This is a genomic window from Sorangium sp. So ce124 (genome assembly GCF_051525235.1).
Taxonomy (GTDB): Bacteria; Myxococcota_A; Polyangia; order Polyangiales; family Polyangiaceae; genus Sorangium; species Sorangium atrum.
Genome location: NZ_CP150312.1, coordinates 3,523,951 through 3,543,604 on the forward strand (window position 1 = coordinate 3,523,951; position 19,654 = coordinate 3,543,604).

Genomic DNA, 19,654 nt, shown 5'->3' on the forward strand with positions numbered 1-19,654 from the left:
TTGCTCCTGATTCCTCCTGATCCACCGGCGACCGAGCTCCGGAGCCGTTGCGCGCCGGTGGACACGCGCGTTCACCTCGCGAGGAAGTCGTCGAGCGCGCGGTGAAACCGGATGGGCCCGAGCTCGAAGCGGCCGAACGTGACGACCTGGTTCGCGCCGGAGCGCAGCCCGCTCTGGATCGACGTCACCCTCCTGAAGTCTTCGTCCAGTGTCGTCTCGAAGCTCTCTCTGTCTGCTCTTGTATGGCGCACCTCGCGCTCCGTCTGCGGGACGCGGGCGGCGCTCGCCCACGTGCGCCAGAGCGTCCGATCCAGGCTGCTCGGAAACACCGTCTGGAGAATGGTCGGACCTTCTCGCAGCATGAGGACGGTATTTGGAAAGATCAGATAGACGACATTCGCGACGGAGAGGAGATCCCAGCTCGCTGGATCGCGGTCCAGGCACGCGTTGATCCTGTTTCTGGGGACGACCATGCGCTGGTGGGGATAGAAGTCGTCATGCAGGGCGATGTTGTCGTGCAACCAGGGGGCGATCGTCTGCGCGTGCGTCTTCCGGAAGTGATAGACCTCGAATGCCACTTCCATGAGGAGCTTCCAGTTCGCGTTGGGCGAGAAGGTGAGCTGATATGCCGGCTGGAGGCGCGAGAGGTTCCAGCCGGCGAGCTCTTGCGCGAGGGGACCCAGAAACGCGTCCAGATCTGGCCCAGGATCGGTCCACACCATGCCGAACTTCACCCGCACTGGGAACGGGGTGAGCGCGGTATGTTCGCAATGCCCCTCGGCAAAGCCGTAGGCGTGCGGGACGTGCAGCAGCTTGCCATCGAGCCCATAGGTCCATCCGTGGAAAGGGCACGTGAAGGAGCTCCGGGCGACGCCCGTGGGGCCGTCCAGGAGCCGGGCACCTCGGTGGCGACAGACGTTCAAGAACCCCCTGATCTGGCCCTCCTTGTCGACGGAGAGCAGAATCGGCACGCCCAGCTCGTCGTGGGTGACGCAATCGCCCGGCCTTTGCAGGAGCGCCGCGCTCGTCAGGACGATGGGGTAGCGCTGGAACAGCTGTCCTCGCTCCCTCTCGAGCCGCGCCGGTGACGTGTAGATGTCCACCGGCCTCTGGTCCGGCTCCGCGTCCATGTCCGTGGTCCGCCGCTGGATCAGATCGAGCGTGCGCCGTATCAGCGTCACCTGCTCCGCATGCTTCATACAGGCTGGAGAGCGGGCTCAGGCGCTGATACCAGGGATTCCACGATCTCCCGCTGCGTGTCGGTCAGGCAGGCAGGGACGGGTTTCGGTCCTCGGGGCTCCATTCCCGGAACCTTGAGCAAATTCTCGGCTAAGCAAGCTCCGAGAGCTCGACCTGGCGCACCGCCGGGGCCGTCGTCATGGAGGGCTCCTCCCTGCGGCGCGGGCTCATCAGGGCGTCGAGCTGCTCGATGAAGCAGGTGTTCTCCGCCGGCAGGCCGACGGTCACGCGGAAGTATTCGTCGTATCGCTCGTCGCCGAACGGCTCGAAGGCCTTCACCTTCACGCCTCGGGCGAGCAGCGCGTCGTGGATCTTCGCCCCGGACCACGCCCCGCGCGCGCGGCACAGGATGAAGTTGGTCTGTGACGGATAGGCCTCCAGAGCGCGATGAGCTCCGATGGCTGCCATCAGCCTGGCTCGCTCCCTCGCCGTCTGGTGCCGGACGAATCCGAGGTGTCCGCTGTCCTGGAGCGACGCCATCGCGAGCTCCGCTGCCAGCTGCCCGACCCGGTGCGGCGTCATCTTGGCCTCCATCTGCGCCACCACCTTCGCGTTCCCCATGGCGTACCCCACGCGCACCGACGCGAGCCCGTAGGCGAAGGAGAAGCTGCGCAGCACCATCAGGTTGGGATGGCGCAGCACCAGGTCCGCCATCCGGGTGTTCGGGCTCTCCTCGAGGTAGTGCACGTAGGCTTCGTCGATGAAGAAGAGGGATCTCGGGAACCGGGTGAGCAGCGGACCGAGCTCCTGCCTCGTGATGAGGACGTTGCCCGTGGGGTTGTTGGGGTTGCAGAGGTAAACCAGGCCGTCCTGCCGCGAGAGGCGCGACTCGAGCATGTTCATGTCGAGCGCGAAGCCGTTCTCCGGGCAGAGCGGGAGCAGCTCGCATCGCAGCCCCACGCGGACGCCGGAGGCAGGCACCTTGGAGTAGGTGAGCCGCGTGGTGATGATGGGATACGCCGTGCGCTTCAGCAAGAAGCGCAGCGTTCGCATGGCCGAACGCTTGATCTCGCGCTCGATCAGGAACGGGATGCAGGTCTTGAGCAGCGGGCCGCTCCCGTTGGCGACCAGCACGTTCTCCGGCCTGACGCCCGCGTCCGCGGCGAGCGCGCGCCGGAGATCTCCGTTGTCTCCGGCCGGGTAGCTCCGCAGGGAGATGTTGCCGGCGTGTCGCCGCAGGACGTCCGCGCACCGCTCGGAACAGTACGTGCCGTGGTTCAGCGCCATGTCGATGGGCGGCGCGCCGGACCGGCGAACCGGGGCGATGGGTGCGTTGCTCGCTGTCGTTCGAGGCTGCATGGCGCGCTCCTCCCGTGGTGTTCAACCAGCATCAACCAGGCTAGTCGTCCCCAGGATTCAGGAGGCCACCTTCGCTGGCCAGTTGCAAGAAGGAAGAGCGAGAGGCGCGGCCCAAGAGCTTGTGTGTGGAGGCGTGCGACCAGGGTGAGGATGGGCCGCGGTGCGAGCTCGGCTTACGGAGCGGTCGTTGTCCCCCCCCCGCAGGCGCTCGTGGGGCACCTGTCGACGCCTTCGTCGTCCCGTGTGGAGCCCGCGCGCGCCCCCGCGCCGCTCGGCTGGTCTCCTTCACCGCCGCGCACCGCCGCGCGGGCACTCACGGACTGATCGCTGTCCCGACTGTCGCGTTCCCGACTGTCCCTGTCGTCGCCTTGACGCCCGGGTTTTGCCGCACGGCCTTCCAGTGGCAATAGCACAGGTACGGCGGGTTGATGCGACACTCGAACCTGTCGATGCAGTACGGAGAGAGCCCCCAGCAGTCTGACGACAGCGTTCCACCCTCGCACGTGCAGCTTCCGTCTTCGCTGCACCACCAACTGAGCGAACCCGTGCCCCCACCGTTGTTCACGAGCTCCTCTGTCACGGCCGTCGTCTCCTCCGGAGTGGTCGTTTCTTCGGGGGCTACGACGCAGCCGGCCAGGAGGCCGGAGGCAAGCGACAGGACGGCGAGCGCGGCGCGAATGGTATTCTTCATGTGAGCAGCTCCTTGTGAGGGTTCGCTGTTCCCTCAGAGCAAGGCAGGTGCCCGCGCATCAAACCCCCCGCTTCTTCGGGCTATTCCTTGGAGGCGTGCGTGGGCATGTTGAGAGAAACCTCGCTCACTTGCGCGCGTAGTTGAGCGAAACCTCGCTCACGTGCGCGCGTAGTCGCGCATCGCGGGCGCTCCGCCGGTCCCGGGCTGCGGTCGCGAGCTCGGGCCCCGCGGCAGGCCGCGTTGCTTGAAGGACCCGAGCTTCGGGGGGGCCAGCACGAGCGTGCCCGCCTCGTGCCGCACGGGTTCGAGCGTTGGCTCAGGGTCAGTGGGAAGGAGGATGGAATCGACACGAAGCGGACCGCCGCGCCCATCGGGTCGCGGCCTCGCGCGACCGTTCAGCTCGCGCGGAGCGGCGGCGCCTGCAGCGGGGCGCTCTCGCGCTCGAGCGCGAGCGCGGCGCGCAGGACAAGCGCTTCCTCGAAATGGCGCCCCACGATCTGCAGCCCGAGCGGCAGGCCGGCGCTGGTGAGGCCCATCGGCACGCTGATCGCCGGCTGGCGTGTCAGGCTGAAGGGCGCGGCGAAGGAGGGGGGGAGCGCGCCGCCGTCGATCAGGGGCGCGGCCCCGGCCGACGTCGGCGTCACCAGCAGATCGAAGCGGCGGTGGAACGCGGCCATGGTCAGCGCCAGCTCCGCGCGCTGCCGCTCCGCCTCCAGGTACGCCACCGCGCTCAGCGCCTCTCCCTGGGCTGCCGCGCTCTGGACCGCCGGATCGAGCAGCGCGCGCTGCTCCGGTCCGAGCTCCCGCACCGTGTGCGCGGCGCGCGCCGCGAACAGCGTCCGTAGCACGCCCCCCGGGTCAGCGAACGGCGGCGCCACCTCCTCCACCTCGGCGCCGAGCCGCTGGAGGAGCGCGACCGCCGCGTCGAAGCGGGCCCGCGTCTCGCCCGGCAGATCGACGTACCCGAGCGTGGCGCTCACGCCGACCCGCACGCGGCGCAGGAACCTTGCATTGAGCGCGTCGGACGCGCCGCGCGTGTCGGACGCGTCAGGGGCGTCGGAGGCGTCGACCGCGACGAGCGCGCCCAGGTACAGCGCGTCCTCGCGCAGCGACGGGGCCCGGAACGGATCGCGGTCGTCAGGACCGGAGAGGACCGAGAGGAGCAGCGCCGCGTCGCCGACGGTGCGCGCGATCGGCCCCACGTGCGGGGGCACCCCCACCACGCTCGCCGGGTGCGCGGGCACGCGACCGAAGGTCGGCTTGCACCCCACCACCCCGGAGAACGCGCTCGGCACGCGGATCGAGCCGCCGCCGTCCGTTCCGACGGCGAGCGGCCCGAAGCCGGCCGCCACCGCCGTGACGGCGCCGGCGCTGCTGCCGCCCGGCGTGCGCCGCGGGTCCCACGCGTTGCGCGTGATCCCGGTCAGCGGGCTGTCGCCGAGGCCCTTCAGGCCGAACTCGGAGGTCGTCGTCTTCCCGAAGAGCACCGCCCCGTGCTCCCGCAGGCGGGCGACGGCGGGCGCGTCCTCCGTCCAGGGGCCAGCCGCGTCCACGGTGCGCGAGCCCCGCCGGGTCGGCCAGCCGCGCGTGAGCAGGAGGTCCTTCACAGCGACAGGCACCCCGTCCAGGCGCCCCACCGGCTCGCCTCGAGCCCAGCGCGCCTCGGACGCCCGCGCGGCCTCCAGGGCCCGCTCCTCGTCGAGGAGCGCGAACGCGTTTAGCGGGGCTCCGTGGCGCTCCACATGGGCGAGGACGGCGCGGAGCGCCTCGACGGGGGAAGCGCTGCGGGATCGGTAGAGCGCGAGGAGCTCGACGGCGGTGGCTTGCACGAGCGAGGTGGGCGGCATGTGTCCACTATAACGGATGAACTGTCCTTCGCAACGGATATGCGCGTTCGCCTAGGTGTTCCCGCCATGGTCCTTGTCGTGTAGATCTGTCGTGCATCACAGCCGACTGCGACGCCGGGCACAGGATGGCGTTTCCGGCGAGAGGGCGCGGCTGTCGCATTCGTAGTTCGGTGGACGGCCGGCGCCGTGCCCGGCTTGCGTCGGATCGGTCTTTGGCCGCCCCGTCCAAAGCCGGCGTGCACCTTTCGTCATGCACCGGGCTTTCCATCCATGTTCGTGGCGAAGCTGGGTTCGCGCATCCACCCCAGCTTGTGCCGTTGCAGCGCGGCTGAGGCCGAATGCATGGCAGAGCTCGCGATGCTCGTCTCGGCCTTGCCGAGCGGGGCCGCGCGCTTGCCTCGCGTTTCGAATTCCACCACACGCCGAAGCACGCGAGCTGGCTGAACGCCGCCGAGATATGGGTCGACGCGGATGCGGAGAGGTGGTAGGCGTACGAGCCCCAGGAGTGCAACATGGCGCCATCACGTACGCGAAAAGTGAGTCTCTGCGGCAAGGAGCTGCATGGCCTGCAGCACATCTGCGCGTTCTTCGATTCGCGCAAGGAAATGTACGACGTCCTCAATCCATACTTCCAGGAAGGAATCGATATCGGCGACGAGGTGGTGACCATCCTCGAGTCGAGCGTGCATGACGACCATGTGAATCGGATGCAAGAGGGCGGCGTGCCCGTGCAGGACGCGATCCAGCGTGGCCAGCTCAAGGTCGTCCCTTCCGAGCAGACGTACATCCAGGACAACGTGTTCGTCGCGGACCGCATGTACTCGACCGTCGAGGGCGTGCTCAAGGGCGCAGCCGAAGGCGAGTTCAAGTCCGTTCGCACCTGCGGCGACATGGAATGGGCGCTGAAGAACCTGCCGGGCACCGAGGACCTGATGGTCTACGAAGCAAAGCTGAACACGCTGGCGCCCAAGCACGATTGCACGCTTCTTTGCTGCTACGACGTCAATCGCTTCAGCGGCCGGGTGATCGCCGATGTGCTCGCCACGCACTCGCACGTGGTCATCGGCGGCCACGTGCACGAGAATCCGTACTACCTCGACCCGGTGACGTTCCTGAAGAAGCTCGCGCTGCGGCGGGCGCCGGTGGCTCTCGCGAACCAGGGCTGACCCTCACGCCTTCGGCTGGCTCGCGTCCCGCGGCAGGCGCCCGGGGCGCCGGGGCGCTCGGCTTCCGCGCCGGGCCGGCACGACCGCCGCCTCGCTCCGCGTGGTATACCGCCGGGCGTGGGACGCTTCGATCATCTTGCCACCACGCCCGCGCGCGGCGCGGCCGACGTCCTCAAGTGGAAGCTCGGCGCCCGCGAGAAGGCCGTCGCTGACGGGTTCGTCACGCCGCACCGCACCTACGATCGCTCGCTCGTCGACAGCGGCCGCGCCTCGCTCACGTGGATTGGCCACGCGTCGTTCCTGCTCGTGCTGGGCGGCTTGCGCATCCTGATCGATCCCATCCTCGCGACGGGCCTCGGCACCGCGAAGCGGCTCGCCCCGGCGGGCATCCCGCTCGAGGACCTCACCGAGATCGATCTGGTGCTGATCACGCACAACCACCGCGATCACCTAGACACGCCCACGCTGTCGCGCATCCTCGCGGCGCACGCCGTGCACCCGGGCAAGCTCGGCAAGAAGAACGCGCCGCTCCGGCCCCGCTTCGTGGTGCCGCAGGGCAACGGCGCGCTCCTCGCGAAGCTGGGCGCGGGCGCGATCGACGAACTCGCGTGGTGGCAGTCTGTCCACGTCGGCCAGGTCGAGATCACGCTCGTGCCCGCGCGGCACTGGTCGATGCGCATGCCCTGGGACAGGAACGAGGCGCTCTGGGGCGGCTTCGTGATCCGCGGCCCCGAGGGCACCGCATACCACTCGGGCGACACCGGCTTCTTCGACGGCTTCGCCGAGATCGGCGAGCGCAACGGCGGATCCATCGACTGGGCCATGTTGCCCATCGGCGCCTACGCCCCGCGCTGGTTCATGGAGCCGCAGCACATGGGCCCGGAGGAGGCCGTGCAGGCGTCCACGCTGCTCGGCGCGCGCACCTTCGTCGCGATGCACTGGGGCACGTACAAGCTCACCGACGAGCCGATCGGCGAGCCGCCGGTCCTCGCGCGCGAGGCCTTCCTGAAGGGCCGCGGCGACATGGAGCGCCTCTGGATCCTCGACGTCGGCGAGACCCGCAGGCTCTGAGATCACGCGTCTTCCGACGGCGGCGGCAGGCCCGGCAGGCCGTCGATGCTCGTCGTGTTCTTCTGCAGCCGATAGCGCGAGAGGCCCTCAGGCCCCTTGCGCTCCGCCCACTTCGACAGCGTGTCCCGCTCGCCCTCGTAGGCCATGCGCGGCACGGCGTAGCCGCACGACGTGGCGACGCGCTCGAGCTCGACGCGGATCACCGAGCGGACGCCCTGGAACGGCGGGAAGAGGTCCGCCAGCGCGCCGAAGCGCGGGTCGCTGGGGAAGACGGGCTCGCCGCGGCCCTGGAGGCGCAGGATGCGGGGCGGGCCGTCGAACGCGCAGAACATCAGCGTGATGCGGCCGTTGTCGCGCAGGTGCGCGATGGTCTCGACGCCGCTGCCGGTCAGGTCGAGGTAGGCCACGGTCCGCGGGTCGAGCACGCGGAAGGTGTCGTGCCCCTTCGGCGACAGGTTGACGTGCCCGCCGCTGCCCGAGGGGGCGGAGGCCACGAAGAAGAGGCGCTGCTCGGCGAGGAAGCCGATGAGGTCGTCGTCCAGCTCGGAGAAGGTTCGTCCCATGGATCCTCGTGGGCGGCGGGCACGCGCCGGGGCGCTCGAGGGCGCGGTTCTCCACGCGACGGCGCAGCGCCGCCGCGTGGAGAACCGCGCCTCGCGGTGGTGTAGGGGCGGCGCGGCGGTGAGGGGAGGGGGGGAAAGCCGAGGGATCCAGCGCCTGCTGCGGCAGCTCCGTGCACGGGCAAATCTCGATCTGAGCCGAGCTCGGGCCTCGGCGATCTCCCCCAGCGACGCGCCAGAGGCGCCTTCCTGGCGCGGCGCGGATCCGGTAGTCCTCGCCCGGCCTCCGGCTCTCGCATGCCCCCGTCGCCCACGCCTCCCTCCGTCGCCCAGCGCCTCGCGCGCGCCCTCGAGGTGCTCGTGCCGGCGCTCGACATCGTCGAGGCCCGCGTCGACGAGGGCGCGCCGCCGGCCTGGTGCGAGGCGCGGGGCTGGACGGGCTTCCTCCTGTCGCTCTCCGACGCCGAGCTCGCCCGCTGCGAGGCCGAGGGGCTCGCGGCGTGCATCGACGGCCTCGACCGCCCGCCCCCGAGCCTCGTGGCCCTGGCGCGGGCCGCGGACGAGGCCGCGAGGCTGCCGCGGCGGCCGGTCCAGCCGCTCCCGCCAGCGTCGCTGGACGAGCTCCGGGCGGTGCCAGCGCGCAAGCGGCTCCAGCTCGAGGCCCTGCTCGGCGCCGTGGCGCCCATGGCCGCCCGCGCCCGCCGCCTCGTCGACGTGGGCGCGGGGCACGGCCACTTCACCCGCCTGGCCGCCGCGCGCTTCGATCGGGAAGCGATCGGCCTCGAGCGCGAGCCCGACCGCGTGGCCACAGCCTCCGCGCTGGCCGCTGGGGGCCGGGCGCGCTTCGTGGCGTTCGACGCCTTCGAGCAGGCGCTGGCGTTCGCTCCGGACGACCTGGCGGTCGGCCTGCACGCCTGCGGCGAGCTAGGGGACCGCACGGCGAGGGCGGCGGCCGAGGCGCCCTGCGACCTGGCGCTCGTCTCGTGCTGCCTTCAGAAGATCGGCGCGCCGGCCCGCGCCCCGCTCTCGGCCGCGGCCAGGGCGGCGGGGCTCGTCCTGAAGCGCGAGGCGCTGGGGCTCACCAACCTGACGGCGCGCCCGGCGGGGGTCGAGGCCAGCCTGGACGAGGAGCTGGCGGCCCGCGAGCGGCGGCACGCGCTGCTGTCGCTGCTCCGCGGCCGCGGGCTCGACGTCGCGCTGGGTGAGGAGATGCGCGGGATCAACCGGCGGCGCGCGCACGGCGGGCTGCGCGAGCTCGCGGCGCGGGCGCTCGCGCTGCGGGGTCTCGGCCCGGCGACCGAGGCCGAGCTCCGCGAGCGCGAGGTCGCGGCGCGCGCGGCGTTCGGCCAGATGCGCCGGCTCACGCTGCCGCGCGCGCTCCTGGCCCGGCTCACGGAGGTCGCGGTCGCGCTGGATCGCGCGATGGCCCTCGGCGAGCGAGGGCACGAGGTCGAGGCGGCCCTCGTGTTCGAGCCCGAGGTGACGCCGAGGAACGTCGCGATCTTCGCGAGCGCCCGGCCGGGAGGGCTCGGCGGCTGAAGCGGCCTCGCGGCTCACCCGATGCGCGGGAGTGCCGTGGAGCCCCAAGCCCGCCCCCCCGGTCACCAACGTGGTCGTGAACGTGGTCGTGGTCGTGGTCGTCAACGGCTTGTCGTGAACGTGAACGTCCCCGGAAGTCGCCGGGGGCAGCGACACTCGTCGACCAAGGTACCGGCGGAACGTTCACGTCTACGATCGTGTCGTCGACGGCCACGGCCACGGCCACGACCACGACCACGTTCACGACCACGACCACGACCACGACCACGACCACGACCACGACCACGTTCACGGTGGTGACCGCTGGGCCAGCAGCCCTGCGGATCGGGTGCTTCCCTGGCAACAGTGCCGCGCGGCAGACCCTTGATTCCAAGGGTTTCATCGAATGGCACGCACGGTGCACATCACGGCGCCATGCAAAGACGTCAGTTCTTGGGAGGCGCCGCTGCAGCGGTGTCGGCAGCGCTTCTGGCGGGCAGGGCCCGGGCCGCCGCGCCCAGCGTGATCCGCGTCGGGGTGCCCGGTGTCGGCGTGGGCAATCGCCCTGTCACCGGAGGCAGCTTCTTCTCCCTCTTGCACCTCCAGGGGACCCTGGCCGAGGAGTTCAAGAAGGACGGCATCGAGGTAAAGTGGAACTTCTTCCGCGGCGCCGGCCCGGCCGTGAACGAGGCGGTCGCGAACAACCTGCTCGACATCTGGACCCACGGTCACCTGCCTTCCGTGGTCGGCCGGGCGAGCGGCCTCAAGACGCGGCTCCTGGCCAGCGCCAGCCGGCGCGGACACGCCTACCTGGTGGTGCCCGCCGATTCGCCGATCACCGGCGTCAAGGATCTGCGCGGCAAGAAGGTGGCCTTCCAAAAGGGCACGGCCTCGCAGCTGTCCGCGAACCGGATCCTCGAGGGCCACGGGCTGACCGAGAAGGACATCCGGTCCATCAGCATGGATGCCTCCACCGCGAAGGCGGCGATCGCCACGAAGGACATCGACGCGGTGTTCGGCGGCACGGACTACCTCTCGCTGCGCGACCAGGGGATCGGGAAGATCGTCTACACGACCAAGGGGGATTCCCCTACCTACCCGAGCAATTCAGGCATCATCGCGCGGGAGGACTTCATCAACGAGTACCCCGACGTCGTGCAGAAGATCATCACGCTCGCGGTGAAGTCGGCGGCGTGGGTCTCGGACGAGAAGAACCGCACGCAGGCCTTCCAGCTCTGGTCGAAGTCCGGCACGCCCTTCGCGAACTACAAGGAAGCGCAGCAGGGCGAGGACATGAAGCAGAACGCCAGCCCGCTGCTCGACGAGTACGCCATCGCCCGGTACAAGTCGGCGGTCGCCGACTCGAAGAAGTACGGCCTGATCAGGAGCACGTTCGAGGTCGAGCCCTGGACCGATCGGCGCTTCCTCAACCGGGCGCTGAAGGACACCGGACTCGAGCGCTTCTGGGCGGAGTGGGACGCGAACGGCAAGCCGAAGGGCTGACGGCACGCGGGCGCGGGCCGCGACGCGCGGCCTGCGCCGCCAGCGCCGGCGACTCGCTCGATCCCAACTTGCTGCAAGGAATGACCTGATGGAGAAGAGGCGGATTGGCTCGCTCGACGTGTCGGTCGTGGGCCTGGGGTGCAACAATTTCGGCGGTCGAATCGACGAGCAAAGGACGGCGGCGGTCGTCGGCGCGGCGCTCGACGTCGGCATCAACTTCTTCGACACGGCGGACGTCTACGGCGGCACGAAGAGCGAGGAGCTGCTCGGCAAGGCCCTCGGGAGCCGGCGGAGCTCGGTGATCATCGCGACCAAGTTCGGCGTCCCGCTCGACGACAAGCGCAGGGGCGGCGCGCAACCGGCGTACATCCAGCGCGCCGTGGAGGACAGCCTGCGCCGGCTGGGCACCGACTGGATCGACCTGTACCAGCTGCACCGCCCCGATCCCGAGACGCCGATCGAGGACACGCTGGAGGCGCTCGACGCGCTGGTCCGCGCCGGCAAGGTGCGCGAGATCGGCAGCTCCAACTTCTCGGCCGCGCAGATCCGCGTCGCCGAGGAGGCCACCCGCCCGGGGCAAGCGCGCTTCGTGAGCGTCCAGAACGAGTACAGCCTGCTCCAGCGCGAGCCCGAGCGCGAGGTGCTCTCGGACAGCAAGCGCCTCGGGATCGCCTTTCTGCCCTATTTCCCGCTGGCGAGCGGGCTGCTCTCCGGCAAGTACCGGCCCGACGCCCCGGCGCCCGTCGGCGCGCGGCTCTCGTCGCAGGACACGGCGCTCTCCGCGCGCTTCCTGACCGAGCGGAACCGGCAGACCGCCGCGGCGCTCGGCGCCTACGCGGCGTCCCGGGGCCACACGCTGCTGGAGCTGGCCTTCTCGTGGCTCGCCAGCAGGCCTGCGGTGGCCTCCGTGATCGCCGGCGCGACGTCGCCGGAGCAGGTGCGCGCGAACGCCGCCGCCGTGGGCTTCCGGCTGACCGGGGCCGATCTGGAAGAGATCGATCGACTGGCGCCGCTCCCGGCCCGCTGAGCGAAGAGGAATCCATGGCCGTTTCGACATCCACGTTGCGTGTTCAGGCTGCCGTCGAGCAGCTTCAGTCCGGCGGTATGGTGATCCTCGTCGACGACGAGGCGCGCGAGGACGAGGGAGATCTCGTCGTCCTTGCGGAGCACGCGACGCCGGCCACCATCAATTTCATGGCGACCCATGGCCGGGGGCTGATCTGCCTCGCCCTCACCGAGGACCAGGTGGACCGCCTCGCGCTGCCGCTCATGGCGACCCGGCCCGGCGCCCGCCGGTCGACGGCGTTCACGGTGAGCATCGAGGCGCGCGAGGGCGTCACGACCGGCATCAGCGCCCGCGACCGGGCGCGCACGATCGCGGCCGCGATCGCGCGGGACGCGTCGCCGCGAGACGTCGTGTCGCCAGGGCACGTGTTCCCGCTGCGGGCGCGCCGGGACGGGGTGTTCGAGCGCGAGGGGCACACCGAGGGCGCCGTCGACCTGGCGCGGCTCGCCGGGGCGCTGCCGGCCGCCGTGATCTGCGAGATCCTGAATGACGACGGGACGATGGCGCGCCGCCGGGACCTCGCGCGCTTCGCGGCGCGACAGGGGCTGCCGCTCGTCTCCATCGATGACCTCATCCGCTACCGGGTGCGGTCCGAGGACGTCGCCGCGCGCGTCCGGAGCGCCCCGTTCCGGCCTGCAGGAAGCCCGAGCGGCGAGTGGCGGGCGCACACGTACACGCTGCGTCGCGAGAGGCAGCTGCTCCTCCTGACGCACGGCGCGCCGGCGCACGCCGGCGACCCGGCCCTCGTGTACACCCACCGCGCCGCGCTCGTCTCGGACCTCCTCGGCGACGCCCATCTGTTCGACGCCCTGCGAGACATCGAGGCCGCGGGCGCCGGCGCGGTGGTCTATGTGCCCCCGCCGGCCGAGCCGACGGCTGCGGGAGCGGACGTCACGATCGGGCTCGAGCTCGCCGTGGCTGCGCGCGAGCTCGTGGCGCTCGGGGTTCGCCGGGTGACGCTCCTCGACTCGAGGGCGCCCTGGCCCGAGGGGCCAAAGAAGGAGATCGACCTCGAGACGGGCGAGCCCGTGACGCAGGTGGGGGGCCACGGCGCGCTGCTGCCCCGGCGGGGGCGGACGGCGGATGGCCTCTCGGGGTCTCCCGCCCTGCAGAGCTGAGGCGAGCGCGCCGCTGCGACGCGCGTGGAGCGCCGTCGCTCGTCGCCGCCGGTGCAGCTCGTCGGCCTGGCCAGTTCCCCCTGCGGATTCCGGTCATGGCAGCACGTCGCATGCGATCCAACCTAGCCTGGATGTCCCAGCGGTGAGCTAGGCTCTGCCTGACGAACCGCGGCTCGGATCGAGCCATCGGTCGATCTCGATGGGCACGGACAATGAAAGGGCAGAAGCTCATACCGGAGCTCGACGTGGCGGATCTCGGCGCCTCGCTCCGCTTTTACGTTGGCGTCATCGGCTGCACGCTGCGGTACGAGAGGCCGGAGGAGAGATTTGCCTTCATCGACATCGAGGGCGCGCAGCTCATGCTGCAGGAGGCGGCGGGGCCGGGCCGCAGGTTCCGCACCGCACCGCTGGAGCATCCTTACGGGCGCGGTGTCAATTTTCAGATCGAGGTCGCCGACGTCACGCCGCTGTACGAGCGCGTGCGCGCAGGCGGCTTCCAGATCGTGATCCACTTCGAGGATAGATGGTACCGCGACGGCGACACGGAGCTCGGTAACCGCCAGTTCGTCGTCGCCGACCCCGACGGCTATCTCCTGCGGTTCTTCACGGACCTGGGCCAGCGCCCTCTGCGCTCTTGATCGCTCTCCCTGCTCGCAGGTCGCCAGTTCGACTGGCGGAGCTGATTTCGCCTGTCAGAAATCCAGCCAGGGATCTGCGCGAGCGAAGAGAGATTTTGACGCAAAGGCACCAAGGGCGCAAAGACGCAAAAACAAATAATCTGCTCTTTTTGCGCCTTTGCGTCTTTGCGTCTTTGCGTTGAAATCTCTCTCCGTACTGTGACGGGCGAAACCAAGGATAGCTGACGGTGATCTCGGCGAGGCCCTCTCCGCCGGCTGCGTCCTCGCCCGCCGGAGCCAGGCCGAGCCGGAGGAGGTCGCGGTCCCGGGGATCGGCCAGGACGGCGGTCGAGCGCGTCCACCGATCGTCTACGCGCGCTCGAACTCCATCCAGAGGAAGGCTTGATTGCGCGAGAACAGCGACGCGCTCCACGCAAAGCCCCGCTCGCCGATGCGGAGCCCCTGGATGCGTGGGAGCAGCTCCTCGAGGCCGAGGCGCCCCTCCGCCAGCGACAGCGCGGCGCCGACGCAGAAGTGGGCGCCGGCGCCGAAGGTCAGGCCAGCGTTCCGCTTGCGATTCAGGTCGATGCGGTCGGGGTCGTTGATGCGGCGCTCGTCGCGGTTGGCGGAGCCGATCAAGGCGACGGCGATCGAGCCCCGGGGCAGCGGCACGCCGGAGAGCTCCGTGTCGGCGACGGCCAGGCGCGTCGACGCTTGCAGCGGCGGATCGAAGCGCAGGATCTCCTCGACGAACGACCGGATCGCCGTCGGCTCGGCGCGCAGGTGGGCGAGCAGATCCGGGCGTCCGGCGAGGCAGCGGAGCGAAGAGGCGAGCAGGCTCGCCGTCGTGTCGTGGCCGCCCTGGAGGACGATCGCGAGGAAGCTGATGAGCTCCGCCTCGCTGAGCCGCTCGCCATCGACCTCGGCGTCCAGCAGGTCACTCACCAGGTCGTCGCGCCGGCGCCGCCGCCGGTCGGCCACCACGTCCCTCAGGTAGGCCTCGATATCCGCGATGGCGGCGCGGATGTGCGCGTGGTGCTCCGGCGGCGTGGCGGGGTGAATCATGAAGAGGGCCTCCGACCACGAGGCGAAGAGCCGGCGCAGCGACGGCTCCAGGCCGAGCAGCTCGGCGATGGCGACCCCCGGCAGCTCCGTGCTGAAGTGCTCCTGCACCTCGACGGGCCGGCCCGTAACGATGCTGTCGGCGAAGCGCCGGGCGGCGGCCCGGACCAGCGGCTCGACGCGGGGGACGACGCGGCTCGAGAACGCCTTGTTCACCACGGCGCGGAGCGCCGTGTGCGCCGGCGGATCCAGGAGCGCGAGCGAGTCGGCCACGGGGTTGTGCTCGAGCCATGAAGGCCTCGTCGCCTCGCGCAGCCCCGCAGACGAGAACACCGCGCTGTCGCTCAGGACGGCGGCGACATCGTCGTACCGGCTGACCGCCCACATGCCGCCCGGCTCTATCTGGCACACCGGCGCGCTCCGGCGCATCTCCGCGTAAATGGGGTATGGATCGTTCCGCGCCTCGGGCGAGAGGAGATTGTATCGGTTCGACATGCGTGGACTCCGGTGGGTGACGTCTCGTCGCGCCACGGCCCATGCCTTGATCGCGCGGCTGCCTGCTCCGCTGCGTGCCGCCGTCCCGCCACGCCGCGCGCGCCGGGCCGTGTCCGCGCTGCCCTGACGCGGCAGCGCAGCGAGCGAAGGGATGAGGCTCGGGACGACACAATGGCGTCCGCTGCCCGCCTCGAGGATCAGGGCACGGCGACTGAACCTCGGCCCAGGCGGTCCGAGACAGGGCGACAGTAGCCCTGCGCAGGCGCTGGCGCAATCTGTATCGGGTGAATGGGGCGGAGTTTGTCGTGCAGCAAACACTGCGGCTGGGGCAGCGCTGTGATGAACTCCGTGTTTCGATCGGGTGTTCTCCGGGCGCGCGCTCCGGGGCCTTGAGACAGCGGCGAGAGGTGTCTTCGAGTTGTTTCAATTCGTGCGCTGCGAATTCGAATTGGTGAACTATAGACGGATCGCGCCGCTCGATCCGGCTGCCGGCGCTCCTCGCGGCGTGCTCCCGTGATCATGACTCTCACCCCGTGCGTCGAAGCACTCAGGAGCGTAGTGATGTACAGCTGCAACACTCAGGAGCTCTGGTACCCGTTTCGCCCCGAGAACAGCCCGCACGCCTCCGCCGTGCACCGCGGGTCGCTGGACTGGATAAAGAAATTCGATCTGAACAATCGGAGCGGATCGCGGGGCGCCGCGCGGCCCATCGAGTTCGGGCTGCTGGCCGCTCGCGCGTACCCCAGAGCGGAGAGGGAGCGCCTCCAGATCGCGGCTGACTGGCTGAGCTGGCTGTTCCTGATGGACGATGAGTGCGACGAGACAGGCATCGGCAACGACCCCGAGCTGCTGATGCGCATTCACGAGCGGCTGCTCGCCGTCCTTCGAGGCGCGTCGCCGGCCGCGGCCGATCATCGACTCGTGCGCTCGCTGCACGATCTGGCCACGCGGATGATCGAGTGCGAGTCTCCGGCGTGGCTGTCCCGCTTCGCGGGCGCCGTCGAGGAGTACTTCGCGGCGAGCCGCTGGGAGGCGAGGAACCGCCAGCACGGCGTCATCCCGAGCGTGTCTGACTATCAGGCGATGCGAATGCACTCGGGGGCCGTCTTCGCCTGCTTCGAGCTCATCCAGCTCACCGACCGCATCACGCTCCCGGCCGAGGTGCGCCAGCACGCCGGCGTGCAGCGGCTGATGCTGCTGGCGAACAGCGTCATCTGCTGGTGCAATGACATCTTCTCGGTGAACAAGGAGTCGGGGCACCGGGACGTGCACAACCTGGTGATCGTCCTGCAACACGAGCGTCGCCTGAGCAACGACGAGGCCGTGCGCGAGGCGGTGGCCGTGCACGACCAGGCCGTCCGCGCGTTCGTCGAGCAGGCGGCTGCGCTGGAGGGCTCCGGCCCCGAGGCGGACGCGGAGCTGAGCCGCTACGTCGATTGCCTCCGCTGCTGGATGCGCGCCAACCTGGACTGGTCGTCGACGGCCCTGCGCTACCGCCAAGCGCGCGCGGTGAGCGCTGGGATGCTCGCCTCACCCGCCGCGCCGACCTGACCCCCGCCAGGTCGGCGAGCGCCGCGCAAGGCCCTCGGCGACGCCGGAGGCGCCCGGCGAGGGGCCCGGCGAGGACGAGGACCTGACGTCCCCCAACCCGCAACCATGACGTTTTTTACGGAGAGTCACCCATGATGGTAAGAACGCACTGGGACGTGTTGATCGTCGACGACGACCCCGACATGCTGGCAATCTCGCGCCTGGCCCTCAAGCACGTCCGGGTCTACGGCATACCGCTCAAGATTCACGAGTGTACGAACAAGGCCGACGCCATCAGGTTCCTGCAGGCGACCGCCGAGCTCTCGGACCTGTCGGTCGCGATCATCGACGTGGTGATGGAGACCGAGCACGCGGGCCTCGACGTCTGCAAGTTCATCCGCGAGGACCTGAACAACCGCGTCACCCCGATCGTGGTGCGCACGGGCCAGGCGGGCAAGGCGCCCGAGCGCGAGGTGATCGAGCGTTACGACATCTCGACGTACTTGACCAAGGTCGAGGCCACCAACGAGAAGCTGTACGCGACGGTGGTCAACGCCGTGCGCCACCACGAGTACGTGCGCTTCAACGAGGGCTTCTTCGTGTTCATGTCCCAGTTCATCCCGGTGAGCGAGACCCGCGAGAGCATCGTACGCGGCATCCCGGAGGTCGTGAGCGCGGTCCTGCGCCGGCGCGACGGCTCGCCCCTGGAATACTATGCGTGCCACTTCTGCCTCTTGACCGATCGCGACGCGATCGCCGTCGGCAAGTTCGCCGGCCACGAGGACGAGGCGCGCGCCGTGCGCGACCGGCTGTCCAGGGGGCCCTCTCAGGTGATCAACGCCGGCGGCGACCGGTTCACGCGGGCTGGCAACCACGTGCTCATCTCGCACGCCGGGACCGGCAGCACGCCGGCCTTCGACCTGGTCGGCGAGACCAACTACGACCCGATGCCCGACTACACGTTGCGCATGTGGGCCACCTTCGCTCAGTGCATCTGCGACCTGATCGCCGTGGCCGAGAGGCGGCTCGCGGCCGACGCGAGGCGCTGAGCCCCGCGCCGGCGCGCCGGCCGATGAGCCCCGACGGCGGGTTCGTGGGCTCGGTCGGCTCTCGAGGTTGAATCGAGGTTGAAACGAGCCCCCGCGGCCCTTCGCGGAGCGGAAGGATGGCCATGAGCACTGGTTGGAACATCCTTGTCGTCGATGATGAAGAGGACGTGCACACCGTCACGCGGATAGCGCTCAGGCGCAGGCTCTGGCGCCAGAGGCCCTTCCACGTGACGAGCGCGCGGAGCGCCGCGCAGGCGCTCGAGACGCTGCGCTCGCCCGGCTGCCCATCCTTCAATGTGGCCCTGATCGACGTGGTGATGGAGACCCCTACCGCTGGGCTCGAGCTGTGCCGCCACATCCGGGCGAGCTGCCCGAGCTCGCTGCGAATCGTGCTGCGCACGGGCCAGCCCGGCTCGGGTTTCGAAGGTTCGGTGCTCGACGAATACGACATCGACTACTACCTGTCCAAGCCCGAGGTCACGGCCGAGAAGCTCTTCGCCGTGATCCGGGCCTGCCTGCGCAGCTCGCAGGACATCTCCACGTTGATGGCGTTCGGCCGGCAGCTGCGCAACTTCACCCGGGCGCTGCAGAGCGTCACGTCGGTGCGCGACCTGCTCGTGTTCATGGACGAAGCGCTGGGCTTTCTCGAGCGAAGCACGACGCCAGCATCGTGTTCGTACACGACATCCGGGCGGCGGAGCAGCAGGGCGAGGGCACGCCGCTGCGGCACGGCGCCGCGCCGCCCCCGGTGCTCGCCGCGATGGAGGCGTTGTTCGCGCGCGGGGCGCCCTTGTTCACGCTGCAGCGGGGCGACGCGCTCGACCTGCCGCCGAACACCGCGCTGATGGCCTTCAACCTGCCGGCCCAGGACGAGATGCCGGCGGTGGAGGGCGGGCTCTGCATGGCGATGAACGCGGGCGCGCTCTCGCCCGCGGCGTCGATCGACATCGCCAGCGACGCGCGCATCTTCCTCGAGAACTGGGTGATCGCCCACAGCGCCCTGCGGCTGCAGCAGCAGGTGGCCGCCGAGCGGATGCTCCGCGAGAAGATGTACCTGGAGCGGCTCGAGGGCATCGCGCACATGGTCGCGAGCATGTCGCACGAGATCAACACGCCCCTCGGCGTCGCCACCGCCGCCAACTCGATGATCCAGATGCTGGTGAGACAGCTGCGCTCGGCCGAGGGCGCCGAGGCCGAGAGCCTCGACGCAGATCTCAACGAGGCCTGCGCGCTGCTCTCGAAGAACATTCTCCGGGCCCACGACCTCATCAAGAGTTTCAAACAGCTCTCGGTGGGGCAGCTGACCGACCGCCGCGTGCAGGTCGACGTGACCTCCGTCGTGCGCGATTGCATCGACAGCCTGTCGCCCGAGCTCCGGGCCAAGAAGATCGAGGTGACGATCACCGCGACGGCCGGCGAGGAGCTCACCTGGGACGGCTTCCCCGGGCACCTGTCGCAGGTGTTGATCAACCTGTTCCAGAACTCCGTGCGCTACGCCTACCCCGACGTCCAGGGGGGCAAGATCGACGTTCGCGTCGAGCGCGTCGTGGACACCCGGGGGGTCTTCCTGCGGATCGCCGTGCGCGACCATGGGCCTGGCGTGGCTCCGGCGGTGCGCAAGCGGCTCTTTCAGCCCTTCGTCACCACCGGCATCGGCCAGGGGGGCACGGGGCTCGGGCTGGCCATCGTCCACAACATCGTCGTCAACGTGCTGCGGGGGCGCATCGGGCTGGAAGACCCCGAGGGCGGCGGCTCGCGTTTCGTCATCGAGTTGCCCGCGGTGGTCCCGCCGCGCGACGACGAGGCCTCGTCCGAGGCTTGAG

17 protein-coding genes are annotated in these 19,654 nt (G+C 70.1%); 11 read left to right on the forward strand and 6 right to left on the reverse strand.

All coding sequences use genetic code 11. The annotated features are described in order from the left end of the window. Positions 1 to 71 precede the first annotated feature (71 nt). The 4 genes from WMF19_RS13450 to WMF19_RS13465 all read right to left on the reverse strand — a co-directional run bounded on the left by WMF19_RS13450 (position 72) and on the right by WMF19_RS13465 (position 5,076). Complete coding sequence (locus tag WMF19_RS13450; protein WP_437899462.1) at positions 72 to 1,199, reverse strand: aromatic ring-hydroxylating oxygenase subunit alpha; 1,128 nt, start codon at positions 1,197 to 1,199, stop codon at positions 72 to 74. 130 nt (positions 1,200 to 1,329) lie between these two features. Next, positions 1,330 to 2,538 carry a pyridoxal phosphate-dependent aminotransferase gene (locus tag WMF19_RS13455; protein ID WP_437899463.1) on the reverse strand — a complete coding sequence of 403 codons (1,209 nt, stop codon included), beginning with the start codon at positions 2,536 to 2,538 and terminating at the stop codon, positions 1,330 to 1,332. Positions 2,539 to 2,851: 313 nt separating this feature from the next. Beyond that, positions 2,852 to 3,229 (reverse strand): hypothetical protein, encoded by a 378-nt coding sequence (locus tag WMF19_RS13460; RefSeq protein ID WP_437328989.1) that lies wholly within the window; start codon positions 3,227 to 3,229, stop codon positions 2,852 to 2,854. A 395-nt stretch (positions 3,230 to 3,624) separates the two neighbouring features. Then, positions 3,625 to 5,076 (reverse strand): amidase, encoded by a 1,452-nt coding sequence (locus WMF19_RS13465; protein ID WP_437899464.1) that lies wholly within the window; start codon positions 5,074 to 5,076, stop codon positions 3,625 to 3,627. A 512-nt stretch (positions 5,077 to 5,588) separates the two neighbouring features. Between WMF19_RS13465 and WMF19_RS13470 the strand changes: the two genes are divergently transcribed. Continuing rightward, positions 5,589 to 6,242, forward strand: coding sequence for an MEDS domain-containing protein (locus WMF19_RS13470; protein WP_437899465.1), 654 nt, complete (start codon positions 5,589 to 5,591; stop codon positions 6,240 to 6,242). Between the two features lie 117 nt (positions 6,243 to 6,359). Continuing rightward, a complete protein-coding gene (locus WMF19_RS13475; protein WP_437899466.1) occupies positions 6,360 to 7,313 on the forward strand; it encodes an MBL fold metallo-hydrolase in 954 nt (317 codons plus the stop codon). A 2-nt stretch (positions 7,314 to 7,315) separates the two neighbouring features. On the opposite strand, the gene WMF19_RS13480 is transcribed toward WMF19_RS13475, so the two are convergent. Further along, on the reverse strand, positions 7,316 to 7,876 hold the full coding sequence (locus WMF19_RS13480; RefSeq protein WP_437899467.1) for a pyridoxamine 5'-phosphate oxidase family protein: 561 nt from the start codon (positions 7,874 to 7,876) through the stop codon (positions 7,316 to 7,318). Positions 7,877 to 8,170: 294 nt separating this feature from the next. On the opposite strand from WMF19_RS13480, the gene WMF19_RS13485 reads away from it, so the two are divergent. From WMF19_RS13485 to WMF19_RS13505, 5 genes are all read left to right on the forward strand, one after another. After that, positions 8,171 to 9,412: a methyltransferase gene (locus tag WMF19_RS13485; protein ID WP_437899468.1), complete on the forward strand. Its 1,242-nt coding sequence runs from the start codon at positions 8,171 to 8,173 to the stop codon at positions 9,410 to 9,412. Between the two features lie 453 nt (positions 9,413 to 9,865). After that, positions 9,866 to 10,894 (forward strand): ABC transporter substrate-binding protein, encoded by a 1,029-nt coding sequence (locus WMF19_RS13490; RefSeq protein WP_437899469.1) that lies wholly within the window; start codon positions 9,866 to 9,868, stop codon positions 10,892 to 10,894. Between the two features lie 88 nt (positions 10,895 to 10,982). Next, complete coding sequence (locus tag WMF19_RS13495) at positions 10,983 to 11,921, forward strand: aldo/keto reductase (protein WP_437899470.1); 939 nt, start codon at positions 10,983 to 10,985, stop codon at positions 11,919 to 11,921. 14 nt (positions 11,922 to 11,935) lie between these two features. Next, positions 11,936 to 13,078 (forward strand): 3,4-dihydroxy-2-butanone-4-phosphate synthase, encoded by a 1,143-nt coding sequence (gene ribB, locus WMF19_RS13500; RefSeq protein WP_437899471.1) that lies wholly within the window; start codon positions 11,936 to 11,938, stop codon positions 13,076 to 13,078. A gap of 212 nt (positions 13,079 to 13,290) precedes the next feature. Beyond that, positions 13,291 to 13,716: a bleomycin resistance protein gene (locus WMF19_RS13505; RefSeq protein ID WP_437899472.1), complete on the forward strand. Its 426-nt coding sequence runs from the start codon at positions 13,291 to 13,293 to the stop codon at positions 13,714 to 13,716. 348 nt (positions 13,717 to 14,064) lie between these two features. On the opposite strand, the gene WMF19_RS13510 is transcribed toward WMF19_RS13505, so the two are convergent. Beyond that, on the reverse strand, positions 14,065 to 15,252 hold the full coding sequence (locus tag WMF19_RS13510; protein WP_437899473.1) for a cytochrome P450: 1,188 nt from the start codon (positions 15,250 to 15,252) through the stop codon (positions 14,065 to 14,067). Positions 15,253 to 15,813: 561 nt separating this feature from the next. Between WMF19_RS13510 and WMF19_RS13515 the strand changes: the two genes are divergently transcribed. The 4 genes from WMF19_RS13515 (at position 15,814) to WMF19_RS13530 (ending at position 19,653) form a co-directional block, all read left to right on the forward strand. Next, positions 15,814 to 16,803: a terpene synthase family protein gene (locus WMF19_RS13515; protein WP_437899474.1), complete on the forward strand. Its 990-nt coding sequence runs from the start codon at positions 15,814 to 15,816 to the stop codon at positions 16,801 to 16,803. A 131-nt stretch (positions 16,804 to 16,934) separates the two neighbouring features. Further along, complete coding sequence (locus tag WMF19_RS13520; RefSeq protein WP_437899475.1) at positions 16,935 to 17,831, forward strand: response regulator; 897 nt, start codon at positions 16,935 to 16,937, stop codon at positions 17,829 to 17,831. A 122-nt stretch (positions 17,832 to 17,953) separates the two neighbouring features. Continuing rightward, positions 17,954 to 18,676, forward strand: a complete 723-nt coding sequence (locus WMF19_RS13525; RefSeq protein WP_437899476.1) for a response regulator — start codon at positions 17,954 to 17,956, stop codon at positions 18,674 to 18,676. Positions 18,677 to 18,984: 308 nt separating this feature from the next. Then, positions 18,985 to 19,653 carry a sensor histidine kinase gene (locus WMF19_RS13530; RefSeq protein ID WP_437901625.1) on the forward strand — a complete coding sequence of 223 codons (669 nt, stop codon included), beginning with the start codon at positions 18,985 to 18,987 and terminating at the stop codon, positions 19,651 to 19,653. The last annotated feature ends 1 nt before the right edge of the window (position 19,654 follow it).

Bases quoted from the DNA above. Each gene is read 5' to 3' on its own strand.
- WMF19_RS13450 (WP_437899462.1), bottom strand. From the start codon at position 1,199: ATGAAGCATGCGGAGCAGGTGACGCTGATACGGCGCACGCTCGATCTG.
- WMF19_RS13455 (WP_437899463.1), bottom strand. From the start codon at position 2,538: ATGCAGCCTCGAACGACAGCGAGCAACGCACCCATCGCCCCGGTTCGC.
- WMF19_RS13460 (WP_437328989.1), bottom strand. From the start codon at position 3,229: ATGAAGAATACCATTCGCGCCGCGCTCGCCGTCCTGTCGCTTGCCTCC.
- WMF19_RS13465 (WP_437899464.1), bottom strand. From the start codon at position 5,076: ATGCCGCCCACCTCGCTCGTGCAAGCCACCGCCGTCGAGCTCCTCGCG.
- WMF19_RS13470 (WP_437899465.1), top strand. From the start codon at position 5,589: ATGGCGCCATCACGTACGCGAAAAGTGAGTCTCTGCGGCAAGGAGCTG.
- WMF19_RS13480 (WP_437899467.1), bottom strand. From the start codon at position 7,876: ATGGGACGAACCTTCTCCGAGCTGGACGACGACCTCATCGGCTTCCTC.
- WMF19_RS13485 (WP_437899468.1), top strand. From the start codon at position 8,171: ATGCCCCCGTCGCCCACGCCTCCCTCCGTCGCCCAGCGCCTCGCGCGC.
- WMF19_RS13495 (WP_437899470.1), top strand. From the start codon at position 10,983: ATGGAGAAGAGGCGGATTGGCTCGCTCGACGTGTCGGTCGTGGGCCTG.
- ribB (WP_437899471.1), top strand. From the start codon at position 11,936: ATGGCCGTTTCGACATCCACGTTGCGTGTTCAGGCTGCCGTCGAGCAG.
- WMF19_RS13505 (WP_437899472.1), top strand. From the start codon at position 13,291: ATGAAAGGGCAGAAGCTCATACCGGAGCTCGACGTGGCGGATCTCGGC.
- WMF19_RS13510 (WP_437899473.1), bottom strand. From the start codon at position 15,252: ATGTCGAACCGATACAATCTCCTCTCGCCCGAGGCGCGGAACGATCCA.
- WMF19_RS13515 (WP_437899474.1), top strand. From the start codon at position 15,814: ATGTACAGCTGCAACACTCAGGAGCTCTGGTACCCGTTTCGCCCCGAG.
- WMF19_RS13520 (WP_437899475.1), top strand. From the start codon at position 16,935: ATGATGGTAAGAACGCACTGGGACGTGTTGATCGTCGACGACGACCCC.
- WMF19_RS13525 (WP_437899476.1), top strand. From the start codon at position 17,954: ATGAGCACTGGTTGGAACATCCTTGTCGTCGATGATGAAGAGGACGTG.
- WMF19_RS13530 (WP_437901625.1), top strand. From the start codon at position 18,985: ATGCTGGTGAGACAGCTGCGCTCGGCCGAGGGCGCCGAGGCCGAGAGC.